General features: G+C 68.7%; 16 protein-coding genes and 3 pseudogenes. 8 read left to right on the top strand and 11 right to left on the bottom strand.

Features of this window, described 5'->3' with window-relative positions:
• Positions 1-197: 197 nt before the first annotated feature.
• Positions 198-1010, bottom strand: a complete 813-nt coding sequence (locus ACZ5NH_RS43250) for a DUF2690 domain-containing protein (RefSeq protein ID WP_468783693.1) — start codon at positions 1008-1010, stop codon at positions 198-200.
• A 105-nt stretch (positions 1011-1115) separates the two neighbouring features.
• Positions 1116-1823: a helix-turn-helix domain-containing protein gene (locus tag ACZ5NH_RS43245; protein ID WP_468783691.1), complete on the bottom strand. Its 708-nt coding sequence runs from the start codon at positions 1821-1823 to the stop codon at positions 1116-1118.
• Positions 1824-2684: 861 nt separating this feature from the next.
• Here ACZ5NH_RS43245 and ACZ5NH_RS43240 point away from each other — a divergent pair.
• Positions 2685-3056: a hypothetical protein gene (locus tag ACZ5NH_RS43240; protein WP_468783689.1), complete on the top strand. Its 372-nt coding sequence runs from the start codon at positions 2685-2687 to the stop codon at positions 3054-3056.
• 163 nt (positions 3057-3219) lie between these two features.
• Here ACZ5NH_RS43240 and ACZ5NH_RS43235 read toward each other — a convergent pair whose 3' ends face one another.
• Together ACZ5NH_RS43235 and ACZ5NH_RS43230 are read right to left on the bottom strand one after the other, a co-directional pair.
• Positions 3220-3537, bottom strand: coding sequence for a transposase (locus tag ACZ5NH_RS43235; protein ID WP_468783687.1), 318 nt, complete (start codon positions 3535-3537; stop codon positions 3220-3222).
• Positions 3538-3834: 297 nt separating this feature from the next.
• On the bottom strand, positions 3835-4707 hold the full coding sequence (locus ACZ5NH_RS43230; protein ID WP_468783685.1) for a helix-turn-helix transcriptional regulator: 873 nt from the start codon (positions 4705-4707) through the stop codon (positions 3835-3837).
• 205 nt (positions 4708-4912) lie between these two features.
• On the opposite strand from ACZ5NH_RS43230, the gene ACZ5NH_RS43225 reads away from it, so the two are divergent.
• Positions 4913-5764, top strand: coding sequence for an oxidoreductase (locus tag ACZ5NH_RS43225; RefSeq protein WP_468783683.1), 852 nt, complete (start codon positions 4913-4915; stop codon positions 5762-5764).
• Between the two features lie 1707 nt (positions 5765-7471).
• Here the strand turns inward: ACZ5NH_RS43225 and ACZ5NH_RS43220 are convergent.
• Positions 7472-8287, bottom strand: a complete 816-nt coding sequence (locus ACZ5NH_RS43220) for a class I SAM-dependent methyltransferase (protein WP_468783711.1) — start codon at positions 8285-8287, stop codon at positions 7472-7474.
• Positions 8288-8512: 225 nt separating this feature from the next.
• On the opposite strand from ACZ5NH_RS43220, the gene ACZ5NH_RS43215 reads away from it, so the two are divergent.
• The gene (locus ACZ5NH_RS43215) at positions 8513-9211 is read left to right on the top strand and encodes a VOC family protein (protein ID WP_468783681.1); all 699 of its coding nucleotides are present in this window, start codon (positions 8513-8515) and stop codon (positions 9209-9211) included.
• A gap of 59 nt (positions 9212-9270) precedes the next feature.
• Here the strand turns inward: ACZ5NH_RS43215 and ACZ5NH_RS43210 are convergent.
• Together ACZ5NH_RS43210 and ACZ5NH_RS43205 are read right to left on the bottom strand one after the other, a co-directional pair.
• Positions 9271-9495 (bottom strand): annotated as a pseudogene (locus ACZ5NH_RS43210) (IS982 family transposase); the annotation flags it as partial.
• Between the two features lie 122 nt (positions 9496-9617).
• Positions 9618-11540 (bottom strand): ABC transporter ATP-binding protein, encoded by a 1923-nt coding sequence (locus ACZ5NH_RS43205; RefSeq protein ID WP_468783679.1) that lies wholly within the window; start codon positions 11538-11540, stop codon positions 9618-9620.
• Between the two features lie 97 nt (positions 11541-11637).
• On the opposite strand from ACZ5NH_RS43205, the gene ACZ5NH_RS43200 reads away from it, so the two are divergent.
• Positions 11638-12105, top strand: coding sequence for a GNAT family N-acetyltransferase (locus ACZ5NH_RS43200; RefSeq protein ID WP_468783677.1), 468 nt, complete (start codon positions 11638-11640; stop codon positions 12103-12105).
• Positions 12106-12422: 317 nt separating this feature from the next.
• Here ACZ5NH_RS43200 and ACZ5NH_RS43195 read toward each other — a convergent pair.
• A pseudogene (locus ACZ5NH_RS43195) lies at positions 12423-13020 on the bottom strand (carbonic anhydrase).
• 363 nt (positions 13021-13383) lie between these two features.
• Here ACZ5NH_RS43195 and ACZ5NH_RS43190 point away from each other — a divergent pair.
• Positions 13384-14643, top strand: a complete 1260-nt coding sequence (locus ACZ5NH_RS43190) for a PP2C family protein-serine/threonine phosphatase (RefSeq protein ID WP_468783675.1) — start codon at positions 13384-13386, stop codon at positions 14641-14643.
• 1465 nt (positions 14644-16108) lie between these two features.
• Positions 16109-16849 carry a polysaccharide deacetylase family protein gene (locus ACZ5NH_RS43185; protein WP_468783673.1) on the top strand — a complete coding sequence of 247 codons (741 nt, stop codon included), beginning with the start codon at positions 16109-16111 and terminating at the stop codon, positions 16847-16849.
• 87 nt (positions 16850-16936) lie between these two features.
• Here the strand turns inward: ACZ5NH_RS43185 and ACZ5NH_RS43180 are convergent, their stop codons facing one another.
• On the bottom strand, positions 16937-18751 hold the full coding sequence (locus tag ACZ5NH_RS43180; protein WP_468783671.1) for an ABC transporter ATP-binding protein: 1815 nt from the start codon (positions 18749-18751) through the stop codon (positions 16937-16939).
• A 119-nt stretch (positions 18752-18870) separates the two neighbouring features.
• The gene (locus ACZ5NH_RS43175) at positions 18871-18996 is read right to left on the bottom strand and encodes a hypothetical protein (protein ID WP_351620475.1); all 126 of its coding nucleotides are present in this window, start codon (positions 18994-18996) and stop codon (positions 18871-18873) included.
• A gap of 681 nt (positions 18997-19677) precedes the next feature.
• Between ACZ5NH_RS43175 and ACZ5NH_RS43170 the strand changes: the two genes are divergently transcribed.
• Positions 19678-21018, top strand: coding sequence for a jacalin-like lectin (locus tag ACZ5NH_RS43170; protein ID WP_388631162.1), 1341 nt, complete (start codon positions 19678-19680; stop codon positions 21016-21018).
• 137 nt (positions 21019-21155) lie between these two features.
• Positions 21156-21400: pseudogene (locus tag ACZ5NH_RS43165) on the top strand (alpha-L-arabinofuranosidase); the annotation flags it as partial.
• Positions 21401-21476: 76 nt separating this feature from the next.
• On the opposite strand, the gene ACZ5NH_RS43160 reads toward ACZ5NH_RS43165, so the two are convergent.
• Complete coding sequence (locus ACZ5NH_RS43160) at positions 21477-21890, bottom strand: hypothetical protein (RefSeq protein WP_468783709.1); 414 nt, start codon at positions 21888-21890, stop codon at positions 21477-21479.
• Between the last annotated feature and the right edge of the window lie 1002 nt (positions 21891-22892).

The following is a 22892-nucleotide window of genomic DNA, read 5'->3' as shown; positions in this document are numbered from 1 at the left end:
GAACCACTTGCGTCGAAATCTTTCTCCGGGTCACTGCGAGCGTGCAGTTCGAGTTCACGCAGCTCAGAAGCGGTCGGGACGGCCGTAGCGCGTGCAACAGGTGTGGTGCACGGTGCCTGGCGCAGGTTCACCGCAACGCATTTCCTCAAGGCGGCTGGTCACTGGAAACGACGTCACGGTGCCCGATCACAGCATGGTCAGCCGGTGCTGTTGAAGCACTCCCTTCCGGGATGCCCGAGGGAAGGGTAGTAGCACGCACGTAAGTTCGAGGGACGAGGTGCGGCGATCATGGTCGTCGTCGTCACTTCATTGTCGGTCGGCCGTGCTGCTTGAACGGCGCTCTGGGGCCGCGCGTCAGGGCCGGTGACCTCGATGCGAAAGCCAGGGTGCGTGGGCCAGACGCGGATCCAGCCGGCCTGGCAGCTCGGGCTGAGCCGGATTTCGAGCCGCGTGCCGTCGGCTGCCGTGCGGGAAGCCGTGGTGATGGGATCCTCGCACGCCGTCGTACGCGGATTCCGGCCTTCACACGACTTCAACTGGCAAACAGGCGGGCGGGTGGCTGTCTGGGCGGCGGTGGGGCGGGAGGCGTGGATGACAGCGGCGGGCGTCACCATGGCCGCACACAGCAGGAGAACCCCGGCCGCTGTACCCACAGGTCGCTCGTCAATCAGAGCGGAGGCCGCAAGCAGCACTCTGCGTGCGCGGCCGACGCGCTGTGCAGTAGGCGGGCTGCCGAGAACGGCGGTGTCGATGCCGGAACTGGGCGGAGATGCCTGGTCAGAGCTGGGAGACATCGTGTGCCCGCGCCCACTCCAGGCCACATCCGCCAGACCCCACTGCGCCAGCAGCTCGTCCTCCGTCTGATGTAACGCTTTGCACAGGACCTGGACGGCATGCCGGGGCGGGAACTGCTTGCCGTTGAGGTACCGCTCCCAGGACGACTTGCTGATGGCTGTCGCTTGTGCCAGTTCGGTGAGAGTGAAGCCGCTGCCGTCCTTCAAGTTGCGCATGTCGGTGACGAGACGTGCGCAGGCGGCGGGCAATTCTTGAGGAAGCCCTCGCCAGCGAGCCGCAGAGTTGTGCGCCAATCCCCCGGTCCTTTTCCTCATCGTCATCTATGCCACATGACGTAATAGCGCCCACGTCTGCTCGCCGACTATGCCGTCGGCAGGTACGTGGTCCAGCCGCTGCAACCGTTTGACCTCCACCTCCGTGCGTTCGCCGAAGTACCCGTCCACGTCACCGGGTGACAGCTTGTGGCGCAGCAGCAGGCACTGCACTTCCGCGGCGTCGGGGCCTGTCGTGTTGCGCATGACCAAGCGGGACGTGGTGGTGCTGTTCCCGGCGAACAGCTGGTCTCCATGCTGGGCGTATGTGCACATGTACCTTCCAACGCCGGCCACGCCGGTCACAGGACTTTGCTCGCGCCAGGGATCGGTGATCAGCAAGACTGAGGCAACCGCGGAAAGCAGCAGCGCACCGGCGGCGACGGACAATGCCGCGACCCTGATCTCCGGTTCCTGTGCTGCCGAACAGCCCTCTACCGACGTCACCGCAGCGGCGTTCCAGGTTCTCTCGGCAGCATCCCGCAAGGCCAGCAACGGCGTGGCATCCGCACCGGCCCTCCTGGCCAGCGCCTCGACAGCGGCCTGAGGCGGCAGCGCCTTCCCGTTCAGATACCGCTCCCACGACGACTTGCTGAACGGCGTCTTCGCCTGGAGCGACTTCAGGCTCAGCCCACTGTGATCCTTCAGCCGCCGCAACTCCACCACAAGCTGCCAAGCGTGCGGATCAAGCGACTTGGGCAGCGCCTTCCATCTCACCACGCCTCCTCGCCAGCACCCGGATCCTCCACGAGCTACGGAACGGCCGCACAGTCAGGACCTGCACTCAGTCTCTACGCGTTCCGCCACTCGCGTCGCGCGTTCGCCTGATCGCCCGCCTTCGGGCGCTCGATTCCGGTCACACGTCAGCAGACGGCTCGAACTGCCCGTCGACCTCCCACACGATTTCCCGGGATCACAGCCCCCCTGGCGGCGTCTCTGCAGGCCACAGCCTGGGACGTCCCAAGACGTCTCAAACTGTTCACCGTCGGTGGAAACGTGCCCATTCATCCAGCACGCTCGTGCTGACGCCAGGCGTCACACCAGGAACCAGCCGAGAAGGAGAAATCTGTGCGACTACGCACTCGTATGATCCCGTTCGCGATGACTGCCGTGCTGATCGGGGCAGGCGCAGCCACTGTGGCACCTTCCGCTCACGCGGAGACCGCGGTTCCTGCGACGCCCCAGTGCAAGGTATGGGAGAAGAACACCACCAGGTTCTCCGGCTGGTGTGATGGCCGAGGGCCGGCAAGCTACCGCGCGACCATCACCTGCAGGCGAGGCGGCGAGCACCAGGGACAGTGGCGATGGCTGGGGGACCGCCGAGGCTCTACGGCATGGTGTGAGAAGAACGACCGCGTTGCCAGCAAGTGGCAGTTCAGGAGTGGGTGATCGTCCTGTGAAGGCCTGCCCAACCGCGTTGTGACGAGGGGCGCGGGACAACGCCGCCACACCCTCCGGCTTGACCAACGAGGCCCTCGGCGCAATCGCCCGCTGAGGTCAGGCCCCGTAGTGCTCTCCGGCCACTGCGCGACAAGCCTCGGGAGCCAGGTGACTCGCATTTCAAGGTGATCGGTCGCTGTGATGGTTCAGGGGGGCCATCAGCTGGCGGTTGGCGGCGCGGGCGGCGGCAAGGTCGTCGTCACGGTCTTGGAGCATGAGCTCCAGGTCGACGGCCTGCTGTTCGCGGGTGGTGATCCGGGCCTGAAGCTGTTCAACGTCATCGCGGCCACCACCGGTCCCGGACTCGTGCCGGACCTGCTCGTCCAGGACCTCGCTGAGGCGGGCTTCGACACGCCGGATGTGTGCGGCCAGGCGGGCGGTGCGGACGTCGGCTGCCGCCAGGTCGGCCTGCAACGAGGCCCGGCTGGCTGCCGCGCCCGGGCCGTCGGGGATCGTGGGCGGCTCCGCAGCCTGGGCGTGGATCTGTCCGAGCAAGTCGCGGTGGCGTAGAGGACGGTGCGGTCGACGCCCGCGCGGCGGGCGATCACCGCGACGCTGACCTCGGAGCCGTCCTTCGCGGCCTCGGCCAGGGCGGCAAGCACGCGCCGGCGTCGTCGGCCGGTGTCGGCTCGCCGGCCTTCCAGCATGGCCTGGACGGCGTGGTCGGTCGGGGTCATGCGGGTCGCCCCGGTCGTAGGTCGGACAGGGGCTGGGGGATGCGGGGCATGCCGAGGAAGCCCTGGCGGGTCTTTCGGAACTTGGCGGCGGCCTGCTGGATCTCGGTACGTTCGGCGTCGGGGAACTTGTCGACCTCCTCGGTGACGCGACGGATCAGCCGCCGGACGCAGGCGATCTCCTCTTCGGACGGGGTGGCCTCGGCGCGGGCCCAGTCGTCGGCCACGGTCACCGACCGCCGCCCCAGCAGAGCGTCGAGGTAGGCGCCGAGCTCGGGCAGGTAGGAGATGTCGGTGGAGTAGTGATCGCAGCCCACGCAGCGGAACCGCAGGGGCAGGCGCCGCCTCCGACGGCGACGTTGGAGGGCTCCGGTAGGCGTATCACACGTGAAAACGACCTCTTAGCTTGAGTTTCAACCTCTGACTACCTGTTGAGAGTTGCTGCCCGGCACGAATGGGCAGGTCGCATTGCTCTCAATCCCGGTTCTTCCCCCTCGACCAGGGTTTCGGGACACCGGCGGCGGGGCGCGAGATCTGCCGGTGTTTCATGACGTCCATCCCGGCTCATGGGGCGCAGCACTAGGGCCGACCGCTCCTCGCGGACCGGCGGGCGTCTAATGATCTGCGTGCTGCCCGTGCGAGGTCTCGGGCTGCCGTATCCACGCGGCCAGTAGCCGAAGCGCCTCTTCGGAGCTGGAGCCTGCCTCGGCGGTGTAGACACTCAACCGCTGGTCCGGGTCGGCGGGCAGGGTGAGTGACTCGTAATTGAGGGTGAGCGGGCCGACGATCGGGTGGTGGAAGTGTTTGCTGCCATGCGTGTGCCGGAACACGTTCTGGTCGGCCCACCAGCGGCGGAAGTCCTCATCCGTGATCGAGAGTTCGCCGACGAGTTCGGCCAGCAGTGGATCGTGGGGATGGCGTCCGGCGTCGAGCCGGAGCGAGGCGACAATGTCCTGGGCATGGGTGTCCCAGTGCGTATACAGCGAGCGGGCGGTCTCGTCGCAGAACATGAACCGCACCAGGTTCCGCTCGCGGGGCGGCAGCGCGTCGAAGTCGGTGAGCAGCGCACGTGCCATCTGGTTGGACGCAAGTACGTCCAGTCGCCGCCCCAGCACAAGGGCGGGGGTGTGCTCGAGGATCCGGAGCAGGTCGCGCAGCCCCGGGCGGACCGGCTGCGGACGCGTCGCCGTGCGGCGGGGCCTGCCTGCGGCGGCCTTGGCGAGCTGGAACAGATGGGTGCGTTCCACGGGATCGAGGCGTAGCGCGCGGGAGATGGCGTCCAGCACCGTCTCGGAGACGTTCAGTCGGCGTCCGCGTTCCAGGCGTACGTAGTAGTCGACGCTCACGCCCGCCAGTTGCGCGATCTCTTCGCGGCGCAGTCCTGGCACTCGCCGAGGGCCGCCGTCGTCGGACAGGCCCGCCTGGCGCGGGGTGATCCGTGCCCGCCGAGAGCGCAGGAACTCACCGAGAGCTGTGTTGCGGTCCATGCCGTTCACGATAGGGCCCAAGAGCGCCCCGACGGCCCGCGAAAGGGGGACTGGCAGTCCCCCGGTCCGGCTGTCCCCGGGGCGAAGCGGACCCCCCGGAAGTCGATCAGCAGCCGATTCCGGTGCTGAAGTGGAACGTGTCGAGACCGACCGGGGCCCAACTGCCCCGGTCGGTCCCTGTTCGCATCGCACGAAGGGAACTCCTGTGTCGGACACCAAGACATTCCTGATCACCGGCGTCAGCACCGGCCTGGGCCGCGCGCTCGCACGCGCGGCGTTGGCCGCGGGCCACCGGGTGGTGGGCACGGTGCGCACGCCCGCCGACGCACGGGCCTTTGAGGCGCTCGCCGGGGACGCGCACGCCCGCATCCTGGACGTGACCGACCATGACGCGGTGGACACGGTCATGGATGAGACCGAGCGCGAACTGGGCCCGGTCGCCGTACTCGTCGCCAACGCCGGGTACGGCCATGATGGCCTCTTCGAGGAGTCGTCGATGGATGACCTTCGCCGTCAGTTCGAGGTGAACGTCTACGGAACCGTGGCGGTGATCAAGGCCGTGCTGCCGCACATGCGAAAGCGCCGTTCGGGCCACATCATCGCCGTCACCTCGATGGGCGGGCTGATCACCATGCCAGGCCTCAGCTTCTACCACGGCAGCAAGTTCGCGGTGGAGGGCATCCTCGAAACACTCGGCAAGGAGGTCGCGGGTTTCGGCATCCATGTCACCGCCGTCGAGCCGGGCAGTTTCCGGACCGACTGGGCCGGCCGCTCGATGATCCGCGCACCCCGTGTGATCGCCGACTACGACGAGCTGTTCGAGCCGCTGCGCGCCCGGCGCATCCACGGCAGCGGGCACCAGCCGGGCGACCCGGACAAGGCCGCGGCCGCGGTGCTGCGCATCGTGGCGGCCGACCAGCCGCCGACGCGCCTGCTGCTCGGCACCGACGCGCTTCGGCTCGTCCAGGCCGGACGCGACGCCTTCGAGCGCGAGATGCTGGCATGGGCCGAGCTGTCAGCCTCCACCGACTTCGACGACGTCAGCCGGTCCGCCTAACGTCACTCGCTGTCGGGCCCCCGGCGCGGGGCCTCGACGGCGGCCGTCATCAACCTTAAAGCCTGCTTGAGAACGGTCTTGTTGCCGGTATTCAAGGGAGCGTGGGCCTCGGCGGACGGCAGATCGCCTACGGCCCGGCAGGGCGCCGGGATCGCCCTACTCGGGACGTCTCTGATCGCGCCGGCCCGCCAATTCGTCTTCGCCGATGCCGATGCCGATGCCGATTTTGCCGGACGTCTGGTTGACTGGGCCGGGCCGCTCAGACCCTGGGTACGACCGTCAGCATCGTCCGTAAACCCGCAGACCAGAAGTGCTTCGCAGTTCTGCCCTGCAGACGGATCGTGGAACGGACGGCTGACGCGGCCGACCGCGCATCGCCGCCTCGCCCGCGACTACGAACGCGATCCCGCCACCGGCGAAGACATGATCCGCTGGGCCGCCATCGGCCTCACGACCCGGCGCCGCCCGGGGTGAGGATTTCCGTGAGATGTCCGTCGGGGTCGGGGAAGTAGGTGCCGCTGCCGAGACCGTAGTCAGGTCTCGGCATTCCGGGTATTTCGGCCTGGAAGGTCCGTCTGGTCACCAAAGCGTGAGGGCTTCGGCTTGAGTACGGTCTCTCGTTTCTGTCTGCCGCTGGTGCCGCAGGGTTGCGCCACCTGCCCGCCCAGCCCTGGCCTTACGGCTGGGGCCGGTGGTGCGGGTCTTCTGGTCGGCTCCACGAGGCTTCGACACCTTGGCGGTGTCCTGGTCTCCGGCCTCTCCGGTACCAGTTGCTGCTGCCGCGAGGGCGGCGAGGTTGCGGACTGCGTTGTCGTCCCGGTCGATGACGAGGCCGCAGGCGTCGCAGTGGTAAGTCCGGATGTGACACGCCTCTGACAGCGGACCTCCCCCCATGACCCTTTACGCCGCGGCTACCAGTTCGAGGTAACCGCCGAAGAGAATTTCCCGGACCTGATGCCGCTGCACTCCTCGCCGTCTGCGGCTGGCTGAGGTGGTGGCCCGCCTTCTTGACAGGGCGCGCACACCCTTAACGCACTGAATGGGACACGATCAGGCGCCGAGGGAAAGGCCGCGGACGGTGCGGGGCCAGGCGGCCGCAACGCGGGTTCCGTAGTCCTTGGCTTTCCCCGATCGGTCAGGAGCAGTGGGAAGCAGTCGGATCATCACGGGCCCGGCCCCGGTTCGGGGTGGGTTCGTCCATCGGTGGGCGTCGCATGACGCTGCCCAAGGCCTAAGTTTGTGCTCCATTTGGGGGTATTGCGGTTACGGACCGCGCGGTGGGGCGTTGAACGTGTATGAGCGGAAGTCATAAGCGGAAGCGGTCAAGGTCGCGAGCGTTCGAGCAGGTGCAAGCGCAGCTGGCTCGTGCGGCTGCTGCGATGGCTGTGGGGAAGAAGTCGCCGCGGCGGGGAGTGGAAGAAACGGTTCGCCCGGCCAGTGCAGAGCCGGACAACGGCCGGGGCAAGGCGGCGCCCCCCGGCTTGAGCTGAGATCATCCGCGTGCCCTCTCGTAGCCCAAGACAAGGCGTTTACTCAACTGTGGAGCCGTTTGAACCGGCGACTCGTCGTCAGCCTCTGGATGATCGATTCCAAGGGGTTTGGTGGTCGTAGGCGGTCAGTGCGCGCATGACCGGCTGGCCGCGCATGAACCCGGCCTCACTCATCAGGCCCCCTTGGAATCGATCATCTGGGGAACCGGGAGGCGCTCTACCGGCGGACCGCCGAGATCAGTCCGCCGGGCCGCTCCTCGCGCTGCGGCGGGGTGCTGATCGGGCGGCCGTAGGCGGCAGCGCACTCGCGCAGGGTGTGACACTCGGCCTCCCAGCCGTGCCCGGCCAGCCAGCCCACCGGGTCGTCGGGCATCTCCGAAACCCACATGGACGCCGCCGATCCCGGCACGGCGTCTACGCCGAAGCGCTCGATCACGCCGCGCGAGCCCAACGTCAGCCCCATCCGACTGCCTGCCGCCGACTGCGCGCTGATCCGGGCCAGCAGCAGCTCCACCGCGTCCTCGGGCAGATAGATCAGCAGTCCTTCGGCGATCCACACGGTCGGCACCGCCGGGTCGTGTCCTGCGGCGGCCAGCGCGGCCGGCCAGTCCTCACGCAGATCCACCGCGACGGTGATCCGTTCGCAGCGTGCGACGGCCCGCTCCTGGCGCAGCACCGAAGCCTTGAAGTCCAGTGGCACGGCGGTGTCGACCTCGAACAGCCGGGTGCCCTCGGGCCAGTCCATCCGGAAGGCCCGGCTGTCCATGCCGGCGCCGAGCAGCACGACCTGCCGAACCCCGGTCGCGGAGGCCTGCTGCAACAGGTCGTCGAGGAACTTCGTCCTGATGACGATGGAGAACGCCACGCCCAGCCGGCGGCGTCGCGCGGCCTCGTCACCGGGCAGCGGCGGCGAGGAGGGCCCCAGGCCGCCGGCGGTGGCGAAGGCCTGTGCCAGTGGGTCGCGGAACAGCGCGTCCTCCCGCTCGGTCTCCAGCGCCCGCACCCTGGCCACCCCCACCGCCGTGGCCCACACTCCCGACGGCTGCACCCGCTCCTGCTCATCAGTCACCGCGCCAGCCTAGATGATCGATTCCAAGGGGCCTGATGAGTGAAGCCAGGTTCATGCGCGGCCAGCCGGTCATGCGCGCACTGACCGCCTGCGACCACTAAACCCCCTGGAATCGATCACCTAGACGAGTAGTTCCGAAGTGCCGGTTGGTCGAGGGGAGTTGTCGGACCTGCACGCTACGTTGAGCGCATGACCTATGTAGAGGGCAAGATCGAGCGCATCAGGCCGCAGCAGTTCCACGAGGCCGTCGGCCTGGAGGACTGGCGTGTGCTGGGCGAGGGGGCGTGCGCGTACTACCGCACCGGGTCGTTCACGGTCGGCGCTCGGCTCGTGCAGGCGATTAGCGAGTTGCCGGGCGTGGGGGACGGTCACCCGGACGTCGACCTGCGGCACGAGGGCGTGACCATACGGCTGATCACGATTAGGGACGACTACTACGGGCTTACCGAGCAGCACATTGAGCTCGCCCGGCAGATCTCGGCAGTGGCGCGCACGCTGGGCATCCCAGCCGACCCGTCCGCCGCGCAGACCGTTCAGGTCACTGTCGACGCCCTCGTCGGTCCGGACGTGGTGCCCTTCTGGCGTGCGCTCCTCGGGTACCAGGACCGCGCGAACAGCGGTGAGGACCTGATCGACCCGCATCGCCGCGGGGCACCGTTCTACTTCCAGCACATGGACGCACCACGCCCGCAGCGCAACCGGGTTCATGTCGACGTCTGGGTGCCGTACGACCAGGCCGAGGCGCGGATAGCCGCGGCGCTCGCTGCCGGCGGCCGTCTGGTGAATGATGCCGACTCGCCGTCCAACTGGGTGCTGGCCGACCCCGAGGGGAACGAGGCTTGTGTCGGCGTGGCTGGCTGGACCGGGCCAGACGCGAGCCGGCCGTGAAAACCCCTGCCCGACGAGACCGTGTCGCCGGTTGAGTACGAGGCACGGTTGGGTGGCGGTCAGTGATCGAATGCGGTCAGCGACCGTAGGACGGGGCCGTTGGTCTTGTGGTTGTGCCAGATCGCGGCGGCCATCGCGAGGATGCGCTGGGCGACCCGGACGGCGACGCCTTCGAAGGTGCGTCCGCAGTGCTGCTCGAGGTCCAACTGCCCCTTCAGAGTGTCGTTGACCGACTCGATCAGCTGCCGCACCGACTTCAGCAGGGACTCGCCCTTGCGGCGCCGAACGATTTACAGTCCCGGTCGCCGCCGTCAACGGACGCCTGCACGGTCGACTGCTCGTCTCCCACCTGGTGGTGTCTCGCGCCAAAGTGTCCTGCGATCGGCTGGCGGGAGCCAGTTGGAGGTCATGCCGGCTGCTCTTTCTCCGCGTCGGACCGCTGAGTCGGGATCGCGCGGTCGTTCTGCAGGAGCCAGAGTTCGCGGAACAGGCCGGGGATAGTGGTGAGTTCTTCGAAGGTTCCGGTCTGGATGATCCTGCCGTGGTCCAGGACAACGATCTTGTCGGCGATGGCCACGTTGGCGAGCCGGTGTGTCACGAGGACGACGGCGCGGTCTTCGGCGACTTCGCGGAGGCCGGTGAAGATCCGGTGTTCGGCGCGGGCGTCGAGGGCGCTGGTCGGTTCGTCCATGACCAGAAGTCCGGCTCGACGGTGGAAGGCTCGGGCGATGGCGATGCGCTGCCACTGTCCGCCGGAGAGTTCGACGCCGCCGAACCATTCACGCGCGAGCAGGGTGTCCAGGCCGCTGCGGAGGCCGTCGACCACTTCGTGGGCTCCGGAGCGTTCGGCGGCTTGGTGGACGGTCTGGTCGCTGCCGTGGGGTTGTCCGAGCGTGATGTTCTCACGGGCCGTGAGGGGCCAGTGAGCGAAGTCCTGGGGGACGACGGCGGTCTGCTGCCACAAGGCGTGGGGGTCGAAATCGCTGGTGTCGCGGCCGTCCCAGGTGACGCGACCGCGGGTGGGCAGGTACAGGCCGGACAGGAGCTTGGACAGGGTGGTCTTGCCGGATCCGTTCTCGCCGACCAGGGCGAGGACTTCGCCCCGGCGAACCTCCAGGGTGACGCCGTCAAGGGCGGGCTTCTCGGCGCCTGGATAAATGTAGGTGAGGTTCTCCGTCTTGACGGTGTTCGGGGAGGCGGGAGAGCGGGTTCCGCGGTTCATGCGGTGGCCGCCGGCTTCCTCGATGAAGTCGACCCAGTCGTCGAAGTACAGGCCGGTGCGGAAGAGTTGGGTGCCGTAGCCGACGAGGCCTCGCAGGGATGAGCCGACGGTGCGCAGGGCGAACACTGCGGTTCCGGCGGAGGCTACGGACATGTGGCCGGTCGCCAGGAGTGCCGCGAGCGCGCTCCAGACGATGAGGGATCCGATGCCTCCCGCGAGGGCGCCGAGGAGTTGGTAGCGGCCTCCTCGGTTGATGGCGCGGTCGGTGATGGTGTCCACGCGGGCGCCGATCTTCCGGTACAGGCCGAGGAGGAAGGGGGCCATGGTGCCGGCGCGGACCTGGTCGGCGGTTTCCTTGTCCACGATGTACCAGCGCAGCAGGGCGAGGATGCGCCGTTCGGACGACATGGCGCGGCTGGCTTCGTAGGTGACCTGGGCGCTTTTCATGCTGGCGAGGCCTTGCGGGAGGACGGCCAGGAGGAGCAGCGGGAGGAGGACGGGGTGGAGGGCGGTCAGGACTCCGGCTGCGGCAATGATGGACGCGGCGCAGGCCATGAGCTGCTGGGACTGGGTGATCAAGTCCTGGGCGAGTTCGGCGCCCCGGTCGGCGTTGTCCCACCGGTCGTTGAAGCCCGGTTGGTCGTAGGCGGTCAGCTCGGCCGCGACGGCGGCGTTCAGCATCTCCAGCTCGGCCTCGCGGGAGATCCGCGGGGACAGCCGCCAGGACAGGTTCGTGATGGCGATGGCGAGGAGGGCTCGGGCCCCGGCCGCGATGGCGAGGGCGGCGATGGCCGGGGCGGCGCTGGTGAGCCGGTCCTGAATGTGCCCGGAGGCGACCAGGGCCGTGATGGTGCTGGTGGTGGCGACCAGGCCGAACGCTTCCAGGCCGGCGGAGAGTCCCTGGCAGGTCAGCAGGGAGACGACGGCGCGCCGGTCGATCTTCCAGGCGAGAGCGAGAGCGCGGCGCATGAGGTACGGAAGGCGCCGGGCCATCCCAAAGGTGGTGGCGGGGTGGCGGCGCAGGACGGTGAGGCGAGGGGACTCGAACCGGAGTTCCTCGGCCGGTTTGTCGGAGGCGGGTTCGTCAGAAGCACTTCCAGTACTCAAGCCAGTCCTTCCGTAAGGGAGTTAGGCCTGCCAGGGTGCGCCATCCCGGATGGTCCCGGGACGGCACGAGCGCAAGATCCACTCGAACTCGTGAACCGTGCGGTGTGGCGACTTGCGCAGTACCGAGGAGGAGCCAGTGACGCCACCCACACCCGAGAGCCCCTCGCCGCGCCGCCGGCGTTCGATCCGGCTGACCACCTGGCACAACGAGGTCCGGCTCCTCTACTGGCCCCCACCACATCCGACCGGCTACCGCACCCTGCGGATATTCGACCGGGACGGACATGTCGTCGGCCGGCTCGTATGGGTCGTGTGCGACGAGTGTCACGTCGGCAGCATTCACAAGATCTCGAACGACCCCGGCTGCCACCGCCAGGGCCTCGGCCGGCGGCTGATCCGCCGGGCGCTCGCCGACTGCCCCGGCTACAGATGGCAGACCACCCACCAGTCCCCCAGGCCAACCCGTCTTCCCCGCCCTGCAAATGGAGTTGGGCGTGGCTCTGCCCGAGTACGGCGGGTCTGCTCACACCCCGCCTCGCCCCCCGGCTACCAGCCACGCCTCTAGGGTCTGTCGTCCAAGGCGCTGTGGATCACGGAGTCGTGATACGCCGCGAAGAACTGTCCGATGCCGAGTGGGGACTCATCCGTCCGTTGCTCCCCAGCCTGTTCTGGGGCGCCCACGGCTCGATGACCGGCGTCGCATCCCTGCCGGCGGAGGAGGGCCTGGGACTTGCGATCGCCAACCGGCTCCGGCGCGACGAGGGCCCCGGACCCCTGCGTGACCGGCACCGACGCCGTTCGGTGGGCCTGCTTGGGCGCCCACCGGATGCACCCACCGGTGGGTCACCTCCTGCCCGGTCCGCAGGTCCCTGCCTTTGATCCTTACAGAGCCGAGGCGACGGGCACGTCCAGGCCACGGGCCGCGACGAGGCGTGCGGTTCCGTCGGCCAGGCTGTAGCACAGGCCCACCACAGCGGCCTGCCCGGCGGCGACCCGGTTCGGCCAGGAGGCGGGAGCGGTCCAGCAGCAGGTCGATGGTGTGCCTTATGCGCTCCGCGAGGATCTCTCCGGCACTCAGACGTCCGGCGGCCCTCGCCGCCAGCACGCTGGGAGTGACTCGCTCGACGACGTCCCGGACGTAGCCGGCTGGCGCAATGCCGTCCTCCAGCGGGGCGCACGCCGCCCCGACCGCCCCGCACGAGTCGTGGCCGAGGACCGCTACCAGGGGGCAGTCCAGCACGTCGACGCCGTACTCGATGCTGCCGATCACTTCCGGTCCCATGATGTGGTCGGCGGTGCGCACCACGAAGAGATCGCCCAGACCGCGATCGAAGGCGATCTCGGCGGCCAGGCGGGAGTCGGAGCACCCACAGCACCGCGAACGGGCGCTGGGACGGAGCGACCTCGGTGCGGCGTATGGCGTCTGGTTCGGGTGCGCCAGGGCACCCGCGACGAACCGCTGGTTACCGGCCAGCAGCAGCTCGAAGGCTGCACGGGGGGGATGCGGCCTTGATCTCTGTCATGGCCGCAGATTGCGGCCGGCCCAGCAGACACGCGCGGCCGGGTCGACGGCCTCCGTGCCTCCGTGGTCGGCACGCCCGGACGCCGGGCGATCGCCCTCGATCCGCCTCCTCAGTGCGCTGCGCAAGCTGTCCGGCCCTCAACGGACCGCCCGCACCGCCTCGCCATGCGTAAGCCCCACCACACAACCATGCGGGCCCCGATCACGGCGTACGCCCGATGAGCGCACGCCGCTGCCACCCGCCGCCCACGAGCGACTCGACGAGCGCGGGAGCTGGACTTTTCGTAGATTGAAACAGCGAGCGACTGGCAGGGAATGCGTGTGACACCAAAGATCGACTACACAGGGGTGTTCGCCGCCCTTCCGAGCCCGTGCGTGGTGCTCGGCACGGACCTGGTGATCGCCGATGCCAACTCGGCCTTCTGCATGGTGACGGGCCGAAGCCGGGTCGAGTTGGTCGGGCAGTACCTCTTCGACGTCTTCCCGGACAACCCAGCCGACTCGGAGGCCGACGGGGTTGCGACGCTGAAAGCCTCTCTGCACCATGTCCTGTCCTCCGGCCAGACCGATCACATGGCGCTGCAGAAGTACGACATCCCGGTCGCCGGCAACCTCGAGGTGTTCAAGGAGAGGTGGTGGAGTGCGATCAACGTGCCCCTCCTCGGCCCCGACGGCAAGGTCGCCTGGATCATCCACCGGTCCGAGGACATGACCGACGTCGTCCGCGCCCGCCGCACGACACACCTGCCGTCGGTCCGCCCTGGCCGGGAAGCGGCCATGGAAGCCGAGCTGTACGCCCGGGCCCGGCAGCTGCAACAGCTGAACGAGGAACTGCGGCAGGCCCATGCCCGTGAGCGGCGCATCGCCGTCGCCCTCCAAGAAGCCATGCTCCACTCCCCCGACCTGGCCCGACACCCGAACATCGCCGTGCGCTACCTGCCCGCGACCGGATCACTGAACGTGTGCGGTGACTGGTACGACGCGGTCGACCTGCCCGCGGGCCGCTTCACCGTCACGGTCGGCGACGTGGTCGGCCACGGGCTGATGGCCGCCACCGTCATGGGCAGGCTGCGCAGCGCGCTGAGCGCCGCCACCCGCACCGTGCACGGCCCCGCCCAAGCCCTGGAGGTCCTGGGCCTGTACGCCCGCTCGGTCGAGGGGGCACTGGCCGCCACCGCCGTCCAGGTCCTCGTCGACTGCCACAGCCACCTGCTCATCTACAGCAGCGCCGGCCACCCCCCGCCCGTCCTGCTGCACCCCGACGGCACCTGCGAACTCCTCGACCAGGCCACCGACCCCCCGCTGGGCGCCCGCCCCGAACACGTCCCCCGCCCCCAGGCCAACAAGACCTACACCCCGGGCGACACCCTCATCCTCTACACCGACGGCCTGATCGAACGCCGCGGTGAGGACATCGACGCCGGCCTGACCCGCCTGACCGACATGCTCGCCACCTGCACCGAGTTCGGGGCGGAACACCTCGCCGACGCCCTCCTCGCCCGCCTCGACCTCGCCAGCGGCGCCGACGACGACATCGCCATCGTCGTCGTCCGCCTGGACCGAACGACCCGACCGTACTGATCGGGCCGGCTTCAGGCCTCGGCCCGGACGGATGAGACGGCCGGCCGGATGAGACGGCCGGCCGGTGCGACCGGGAGGCGGCCGCGATCGAGAAGGCCGCCGAGGAGCAGGGAATCCGGCCTGGCCTCTGGTGCCGGGACCTGGACCACTGCATCGAGGCTGGATGGCTGGCACCGGTCAGCCACGTACGCCGCCCCGTGTGGTCAGACCGCGGGCACCGGAAGGGGCTGCGATCCGCGGCACCTGAGCAGTCGCGGCTCGCGGGGGCGCATCGGGGCGTTGTCTCCTCGGCCTCCGGCGGCTCCCCGGAGCAGGCATCATCCGGGGGACGCCTTGCCTGGCTGCACTGCGGCGGCGAGCGGCACGTCGACGCACGGTGGTGATCCGATTCCCCCGTCCCCCCGCCGCCCTCTGCCACCGTGGGACCCCTGCCTGCGCCGGGCATCGGCCCAGGTGGCGGGATGGCTCAAACGGGGAGCTCAGACGGCGGTACGGGTACCTGCCCACCGAGCGGACCCACGGGAGCGTCGCAGCCGGCAGGCGGAAGGCCATCCGGGGCAACGAACTCGGCCAGTAGCGCCGCCCGCCACCACAGGCCCGACGACGAAGCCTCGCCGTCGAAGTCCGGCCCGCCATGCCCGACGGCCGACCCACTCATGTCCGATGACCTACGCCGACCCGCCCGGCCTCCACTGCCCGCGCCGCGTCCCAGCCCACGATGCTCAGCACCACCGTGGCGCAGGCGTCCCTCATCACATGACGCGCCGTACACCCGCCACCGTCAGCGGTGAGGCAGGTCCGACAGGGAAAGAAGCGAGGCATCGTGCCCGCCGGCGTCCGCTGGAACCAGGCACGTTCGCCCCCCTGCCGATCACGTGTGAGCCCCAGCAGGGTCAAAGCCGACGACCGCGCACGAAAGCCGATCCGTGGTGCGGCGACCGTAGGCGGTGTCATCGCGGCGCACTACGGCGTCCCGTCCGGCTCCACGCGCGCTGACAAGGAGCCCCACCGCAGCACGGTGCGCGCGGCGTAAAGGCGAGCAGCGGGCCCGGTGGAAGATCGAACGTGTCCGCAAGTGACCTCGCGCGAGTGCCCACCGTGCCGTCAGCAGTGGCACCCGCACCCGTCGGGGTGTCTTCTGCGGACCACAGGCCAGCTCGCGCGCCGTGGAGAATCTCAGCTCGCCGTTGGCGCCGGTGACCACGGAACTTCGGCCGGTGGGCCGGGAGGGTCGTTCATGGTCCATCGCATGGCGGCTCCTCCTCGGCGCCAAAGCTAGGAACCGGTATGAGGCGGAACCCTGTGCCCGGCTCTCCCACCAGGCAATTTACGCAGAACTTAGCTGCTTCTGAAGCTTCTCACATCCATCATGCAATGCCGGATCCGGTCGGACCGGCGACCCTGAAGACACGATCGTCGTGCTGTCATCGAGGTGGCCATGCCTGCAAGAACAGGGTGGCGGTGCATGGTGACGGCTGCAGCCGCATGCGCGGCCGCGACCGTACTCGCCTCGCCGCCCACCGCCGCCGCGCTGTCCCGCGCGCCCGCCGGACCCTCCGGATCCACCAGCGGAACATCGGCCCCCGCCGTCGACTGCCGGGTCACCAAGTGTGTCGCCCTGACCTTCGACGACGGGCCGACCCGATACACGGCGCCCATCCTCGGGACACTGGAGCGCCGGCATGCCGTCGCCACGTTCTTCCTCATCGGACCACGGGCTCTGCGGTACCGGAACGTCGTCCTCAGGGAGCAGCGCGACGGTGATGCGATCGGCGATCACACGGTCACCCACTCACGCCTCACCCGCCTCACGCTCGCCCGGGTCGAGTATGAGCTGAACACTGCGGCAGCGGAGATCGCCTCTGTCACCGGGCATCGCCCGACCCTCTTCAGGCCCCCCTTCGGAGCCTTGAACGACAAGGTGCGGTCGGCGGCCGGTGCGGCGCGGCTGTCGGTGGTGATGTGGAACGTCAGCGCCAAGGACTGGAAGAACCACAACCCCCACCTGATCGAGGACCGGGTGCTGACCCTCGTACGACGGGGCGCGATCGTCGTCCTGCACGACCGGTACGCGACCACCCCACCGGCGGTCCCCACCATCGTCCGCACCCTCCAGTCCCGTGGCTATGCCCTGGTCACGGTGCCCCAACTGTTCGCCACGTCCGGAGCCCTGCGCCCCGGGCTGGTGTACGACCACCGTCCATAGGGGAGGGTGCGAGCAGCCCTCACGGGGGCCGGAGACCGTCACGGTACGGGCGGGACGGGCGGGCATGGACCGGGTTCATGTCGAGTCTCAAGCAGCCTCGTGCTCAGGCTGCACGCCTGTTGTCGACAACTGGGCCGGGGTCGTGATGACTGCGGTGCCGTCGGTGAGACGGACGAGGAGGTCGGCCTGAGCCGTCAGGCGGAGGTCGTGGGTGATGAGAAAGGTCGTGCGCCCGGCGATGAGGCGGCGAAGCGGTGCCATGATGCGGGCGGTGGAGGCATCGTCGAGTCCGGCGGTGGGTTCGTCGAGGATCAGCACGGGGGCGGTGCGGAGCATGGCGCGGGCGAGTGCGATCCTGCGGCGTTGGCCGCCGGAAAGACTGTTGCCCCGCTTGCCGACCGGGGTGTCGTAGCCCTGGGGCAGCGCAGTGACGAAGTCATGGGCGTCCGCCGCGTCGGCGGCGGCGAGTATGTCGGCTTCGGTGGCGTCGGGGCGGCCGTAGGCGATGTTGTCGCGGACCGTGCCGTCGAAGAGCATGCTGTCCTGCGGAAGTAGGGTGATGTGGCGGCGCACCTCGTCGAGCGGGAGTTCGGCGATGTCCCGGCCGTCGAGGAGGATGCGGCCCCGAGACGGCTCGTGGAAACGCAGCAGCAACTTGCCGAGAGTGGACTTGCCGGTGCCGCTGGGTCCGGTGACCGCGACGAGCAGGCCGGGTGCGATGTCCAGGTGCACCCGCTCCAGCACGGGGTGACCGCTGCCGGCATACGAGAAGCCGACGTTCTGGAAGGTGACAGCCCCGCGGACCGGTTCGGCGAGCGGCGGGACGTCCTCGCGGGGCGCGGCGTCGGGGAGGGGTCCGGTACGCAGCACCTCGATGAGGCGTTCGCAGGCGGCGGTGGCGGAGGAGGCGCTGACGACGAGCTCGCCAAGTTCCTGGAGTTTGGGGTGGAGATAGCCGAGGAAGGCGGCGAAGGAGAGCAGGCCGCCGACGCTGAGGTGGTGTTCGGAGATCTGCCAGGCGCCGGCGCCGATCACGGCCAGCACGCTGAGCGTCTCGACCAGTTCACCCATCGGTCCGTACACCGACGACAGCCGGATCTGCCGCAGGCCGGCGCGCATCCAGTTGCGCCCCTCGCGGTGCACCTTGCTGCGCTCGGCCTGCTGCCGACCGTAGGCCTGCACCAAGGGCATGTTGGCCAGGCTCTCCTCCAGTAGGGAGGCCAGCCGGCCGTTGCTGTCACGTTCAGCGCGGGTCGCGGAGCGCATCAGAGTGCCGAACACCCGGGCGCCGAACCAGATCAACGGGGCAGCGGCCAGCGTGATCAGGGCCAGCTGCCAGCTGGTCCAGAAGGCCGCCGCAGCGAACACCGCCGCGCCGACGGCGGAGGTGATCAGTTCGACGGGCGCGGAGGCGACCAGTGACTCGACGGACTCGATGTCTCCGGTCAGCCGGGAGACCAGGTCGCCGGTGCCGAAGCGGTCCAGGGCGTCCGGCGGGACCCGCTGGAGGTGCTGGAAGACGCGGTCGCGCAGGCCGAGCAGAAAGTGCTCGCTGGTCCATCCGGCGAGATAACCGCCCGCCGCGGAGGCGACCGCACCGGCCACTGCGAGCCCCAGCCAGAAGGCGGCAGGCTCCCAGAAGGCAGTGAGGTCGCCGGGAGTGAGGGCGTCATCGGTGAGGACGCCCACGATCCCGATCGCGCCCGCGTCGCACCCGGCGGACACCAGCAGCAGCACGGCGGACGCCAGGATGGCCGCGCGGTTGACGCTGACCAGCGGCCAGAACGTCCGGAACGCAGCCAAAGGGGAGATACGGGCGTGCCGGATCCGGGACGAGGCGCTGGCCGCGGGGCCCGCCCCGGATTCGGCCACGGGCACGGTGGCGGGTGCTGCAGTGTGCATGGCCGGCGCTTCCTGGGCACTGCCCGATCCGACGGCGTGCCGGGATCAGTCGCGCGCCTGTGCTGCACGAACAGACCCCGGCACCGCCTGCCTGTGTGATTCTGTTCCGCGGCGCCGTGCTACTTGGCAGCGGCCTTCTTGTGCTTGCGGTGATGGTGCTTCTTCTTGTGGTGCTTGGCCTCGCCGGCAGCGCCGCACTCCTTCTTCTTGGCCTTCTTGGCCAGCATGATCTTGGCGAAGGACATGTCGACATCCCTTCCTGACAGATCGTCAAACGGCTGTGTTCGCCGCTGACTTCGTTTGTGCGTTGCATCCGTGAGTACGGAGGCGGCTGACGCCTCGCTCAAGAAGAAAAGTGAGCGTTGGGCTATGTTCCCTTACCAGTTCCACGCCCGGGAATGCGACGAAATACTTGTGAAGAAGTGCTCGCCCTGATACCGCACCCGGCACGCTCCCCTGTGGCCCGAGGGACGACGAGGGGCACGTACACCCCACCGGGCTCGGCATGTGGAGGGCGTGAGCCAAGCGGGACTCGACGGTGAACTGAGGCAAACTCTCGGCGTCGTGAAGCTGAGCTCGTGGAACACTCGATGCCACGACCGGCCGAGCGCGCATCCCCAAGATGTGTCACGGGGAACCCTGCGCCGGCCGGGGCCGTTCGCTCGTCACACCGTCACGCTGCTCCCGCTCCGCCCGGCCTGTCGCTCCGTCGGCGCCCCTCTGACTTGCCGCCACTCCGCATCCACACACCCCTTCGCGGACGCGATCAGCGCTCCACCGCTCCTCCACGGCCAGGACCCGAACCATCCATGCACGGTCGGCGACTGCTCCGGAAAGAAGAGCCAAACCGCCGACAGCTCGGCGTAACCGGCGGTAACTTCTTTGGCGTTCCTGACCGAAACCGCTTTCCCCCAGGAGACACACCCATGCGCAGACTCCTCGCCTGCCTGGCGGCGGCAGCCGCCGTCCTAGGCGGGCTCACTGCGGCTGCCCCCTCCGCCGTGGCCGCCGATTCGGGCACCTTCAGCGTTCTCACCTACAACGTCGCCGGACTGCCCGAGGGCCTGTCCAGCGCGCCGACGCCTCGCGAGTCCAGCACCACGGCGATCGGTCAGCGGATCGCGCCTTACGACATCGTCCACGTCGAGGAGGACTTCAACTACCACTCCTATCTGTACGCCGGCGACACCGCGCACACCTACCGCACCCCCACCAGCGGCGGCGCGGGCATCGGCAGCGGGCTCAACACACTGTCGAAGATCCCCTACGACGTGGACGACTTCGAGCGGGTGCACTGGCGCTCCTGCCAGTACGACTCGGGCGACTGCCTGACCCCCAAGGGTTTCACGTTCATGCGCGTACGCCTCACCGAGGGCGTCTACGTCGACTTCTACAACCTGCACACCAACGCCGGTACCAACGACGGTGACCTCGCCTCCCGTGCGGACAACCTCAGCCAGCTCACCGACTTCATCAAGACCCACTCCGCGGGCAACGCGGTCGTGGTCATGGGCGACACCAACACCCGCTACACCCGCACCGGTGACACCATCGCCGAGTTCGCCTCCGCCAACGGCCTGACGGACGCCTGGGTCCAGCTGATACGGGGCGGGACTCCGCCCGCCAAGGGCAGCGATGCCCTCGTGTGCGACCAGTCCGGGACGACCGTGCCCAACACCTGCGAGGTCGTCGACAAAATCCTCTACCGCGGCAGCAAGCTCGTCTCGCTGAACGCGACGGCCTACAACAACGAACACACCAAGTTCCTCACCGACAACGGGCTCATGCTCTCCGACCACGACCCGGTCACCGTCGGCTTCTCCTGGTCGCGCAGCGCCGCCTTCCAGCTCAGTGACCAGTTCGGCGGCCCGCACGGCGACTACTTCGACGACATCGACGCCGTACCGGCCGGCGGTCACGCCACTACCGTCGCCCTGCGCAGCGGTGCCCGCGTCGACCAGATGAGCCTGACCCTGGCCGGCGGCACCACCCTGACCCACGGCGGCACCGGGGGCACCGCCTCCTCCCTCACATTGGGCAGCGACGAGTACGTCACCTCCGCCTACCTGTGCCAGGGGCAGACGGACGGCCACAGCCGCATCTTCTACGCCAGGTTCACCACCAACCTGGGACGCGCCCTGGCCGGCGGCACCACGACCTCCGACTGCGTCACCCGCACGGCTCCCTCCGGCTGGCAGATCGCCGGCTTCCACGGCCGCTCTGGTGACGAGGTCGACAAGATCGGCTTCATCTACACCCAGCGCTGATCCAGGCCACGGGCGTGGCCGGAGTGCACAGACTTCACCAGTGATGTGCGACGTGACTGGCGCGCGCATGGCCACGCCTACGGTCTGACCGATTAACCGAAGCGCATTCGCTATATCGACCGACGGCCGCCAAGCCCCTGGCCGTGACCGGGAGCTGAGTCTCGGCGCCGGTACCGCGCATGCGGCCGACTCGGCATACGCGATGTGCTACTTCACCGAGTCGACCAGTCTCGGCGAGGGCACCGACTTCGGCCTCCACCTCGCAGGCAGCGCCGAATCGCTCAACTGGATGGCGCTGAACCAGAACAACCCCGTCGTCACGTCCGCCGAAGGCGACCTCGGGCTGCCCAATACCTTCATCCTGCGCAAGCAGGACAGGACGGCACGTTCATCGTTCCCACAGACAGACCTTGTCACTGTGCGAGCTGTAACCATCACCGGCGAGGGTCAGGGCTTGATCAAGTTCCGTAGGTGTCCGGGTTGTTGGTGATGCCCAGGATGGGGAGTGCTCGCTGGGGCTCGTCGAGTATCGCCCGGGTGGTCTTGGCGATGTTGTCGGCTCCGAGGGTTTTCAGTACGCCGATGGCGAGGTTGCGGAGGGTCGCCATGGCCCGTGGTGCGGTTCCGGCGTGGACGGTGGAGGCGTCCTCGGCGAAGGTGACGTCCCTGATGTGGTGCGAGGAGTTTTCCACTCCCCAGTGCCCGCGGATCGCGGCGGCCAGGTCGGCGGGTCCGGCTTGGTGGGCGTCGAGGCTGGTGACGGCGTAGACACTCTCACGGGTCTCGCGCCGGCCGGTCTGCTTGCGGCGGCGGTGGACGCGGATGGCCAGGCGGGCGTGGGGAAAGGCGATTCCGCCGAGTTCGTCGGCGATCCCGCACGTCTTGATCGAGCGGGACTCGCGGCGTCCGTGTCCGGCCCCGAGGCGGTGTGCTGGACGGCGATGGACTGCCAGGGAAGAGCGGCGAGTTGGGCGTGGGCGGTGGGCTGGTTGGTCTTGATCACGGCGATGTAGTGGGCCTTCTTGGTCTCGACCAGCCAGGAGATGTTCGCCTTGACCGAGTGCAGGGCGTCGAAGGTGACGACGGTGTCGGCCAGGTCCAGCGGTGCCAGCAGCGGTTGGAAGTGTGTGGTTTCGTTCGTCTTCGCGCCGACCTCGACCTGGGCGAGGGTCACGACGGTGCCGTGCGTGACCGCGGAGAGCAGATGCCGGCGCGTCGCGGTGAGACGGGCTGATCCCTTACGACGTGGTGCGCGATTGAGGGCTGAGCGTGCAAGGCCTGGCGGTTCGGCTGATGGGTGATCACCTCTCGGCGGCGCGGTCGGAGACCAGGCCGGCCACTCCCGAAGAACACCGAAGGCATCCGGTGCAAGCTGAAACGCCTGGTCACACGGGGCATCCTCATCGAACCCGAACCCGGCCTGTTCACTCAGCCCCGCACCTGACCATCAACCCACCCCGCCGACCAGGGCCCCTTACTCAACCCCAAGACCGAAGCAGGCATTACGTCACGTACCGCACTCTCAGAGGCGACCGAACTGGATCAACGCTGTTGCCGCATTGCTTCCTCGACCCTTGCCCTGGTCCGCCTTATCGCCCATGGGCCGGCTATCAGGACCGTAAGAGCAACCACACCCGAACTGACCAAGGTTTCGGTCCACGGTGTTCCGCTTTGCCTCCACACCACGATCGTCGACGCAGTAACCACAGCGTCGACCCCGAGCAGGACTGCCCATAGGCGGCCCGTAGACATCGATCTATCAGACATAGGCCGTACCTTAGGGCGCGCAGAGAATCAAGGTGTTGCTTCCGTGGATCTGGCTCGTTGATGTGTTATGGCCATATCACAGGAGACTCGTGATCAACTCGCCGTGA

The sequence above is a fragment of the Streptomyces sp. NPDC031426 genome (assembly GCF_055581585.1).
The sequence above is the reverse complement of the archived record's forward strand: the minus strand, read 5'-3'. Positions and strand labels throughout refer to the sequence as shown.

Excerpts from the sequence above, each read along its gene's own strand:
- ACZ5NH_RS43180 (WP_468783671.1), bottom strand. The coding sequence starts at position 18,751 with ATGCACACTGCAGCACCCGCCACCGTGCCCGTGGCCGAATCCGGGGCG.
- ACZ5NH_RS43175 (WP_351620475.1), bottom strand. The coding sequence starts at position 18,996 with ATGTCCTTCGCCAAGATCATGCTGGCCAAGAAGGCCAAGAAGAAGGAG.
- ACZ5NH_RS43185 (WP_468783673.1), top strand. The coding sequence starts at position 16,109 with ATGGTGACGGCTGCAGCCGCATGCGCGGCCGCGACCGTACTCGCCTCG.
- ACZ5NH_RS43230 (WP_468783685.1), bottom strand. The coding sequence starts at position 4,707 with ATGGACCGCAACACAGCTCTCGGTGAGTTCCTGCGCTCTCGGCGGGCA.
- ACZ5NH_RS43215 (WP_468783681.1), top strand. The coding sequence starts at position 8,513 with ATGACCTATGTAGAGGGCAAGATCGAGCGCATCAGGCCGCAGCAGTTC.
- ACZ5NH_RS43170 (WP_388631162.1), top strand. The coding sequence starts at position 19,678 with ATGCGCAGACTCCTCGCCTGCCTGGCGGCGGCAGCCGCCGTCCTAGGC.
- ACZ5NH_RS43250 (WP_468783693.1), bottom strand. The coding sequence starts at position 1,010 with ATGCGCAACTTGAAGGACGGCAGCGGCTTCACTCTCACCGAACTGGCA.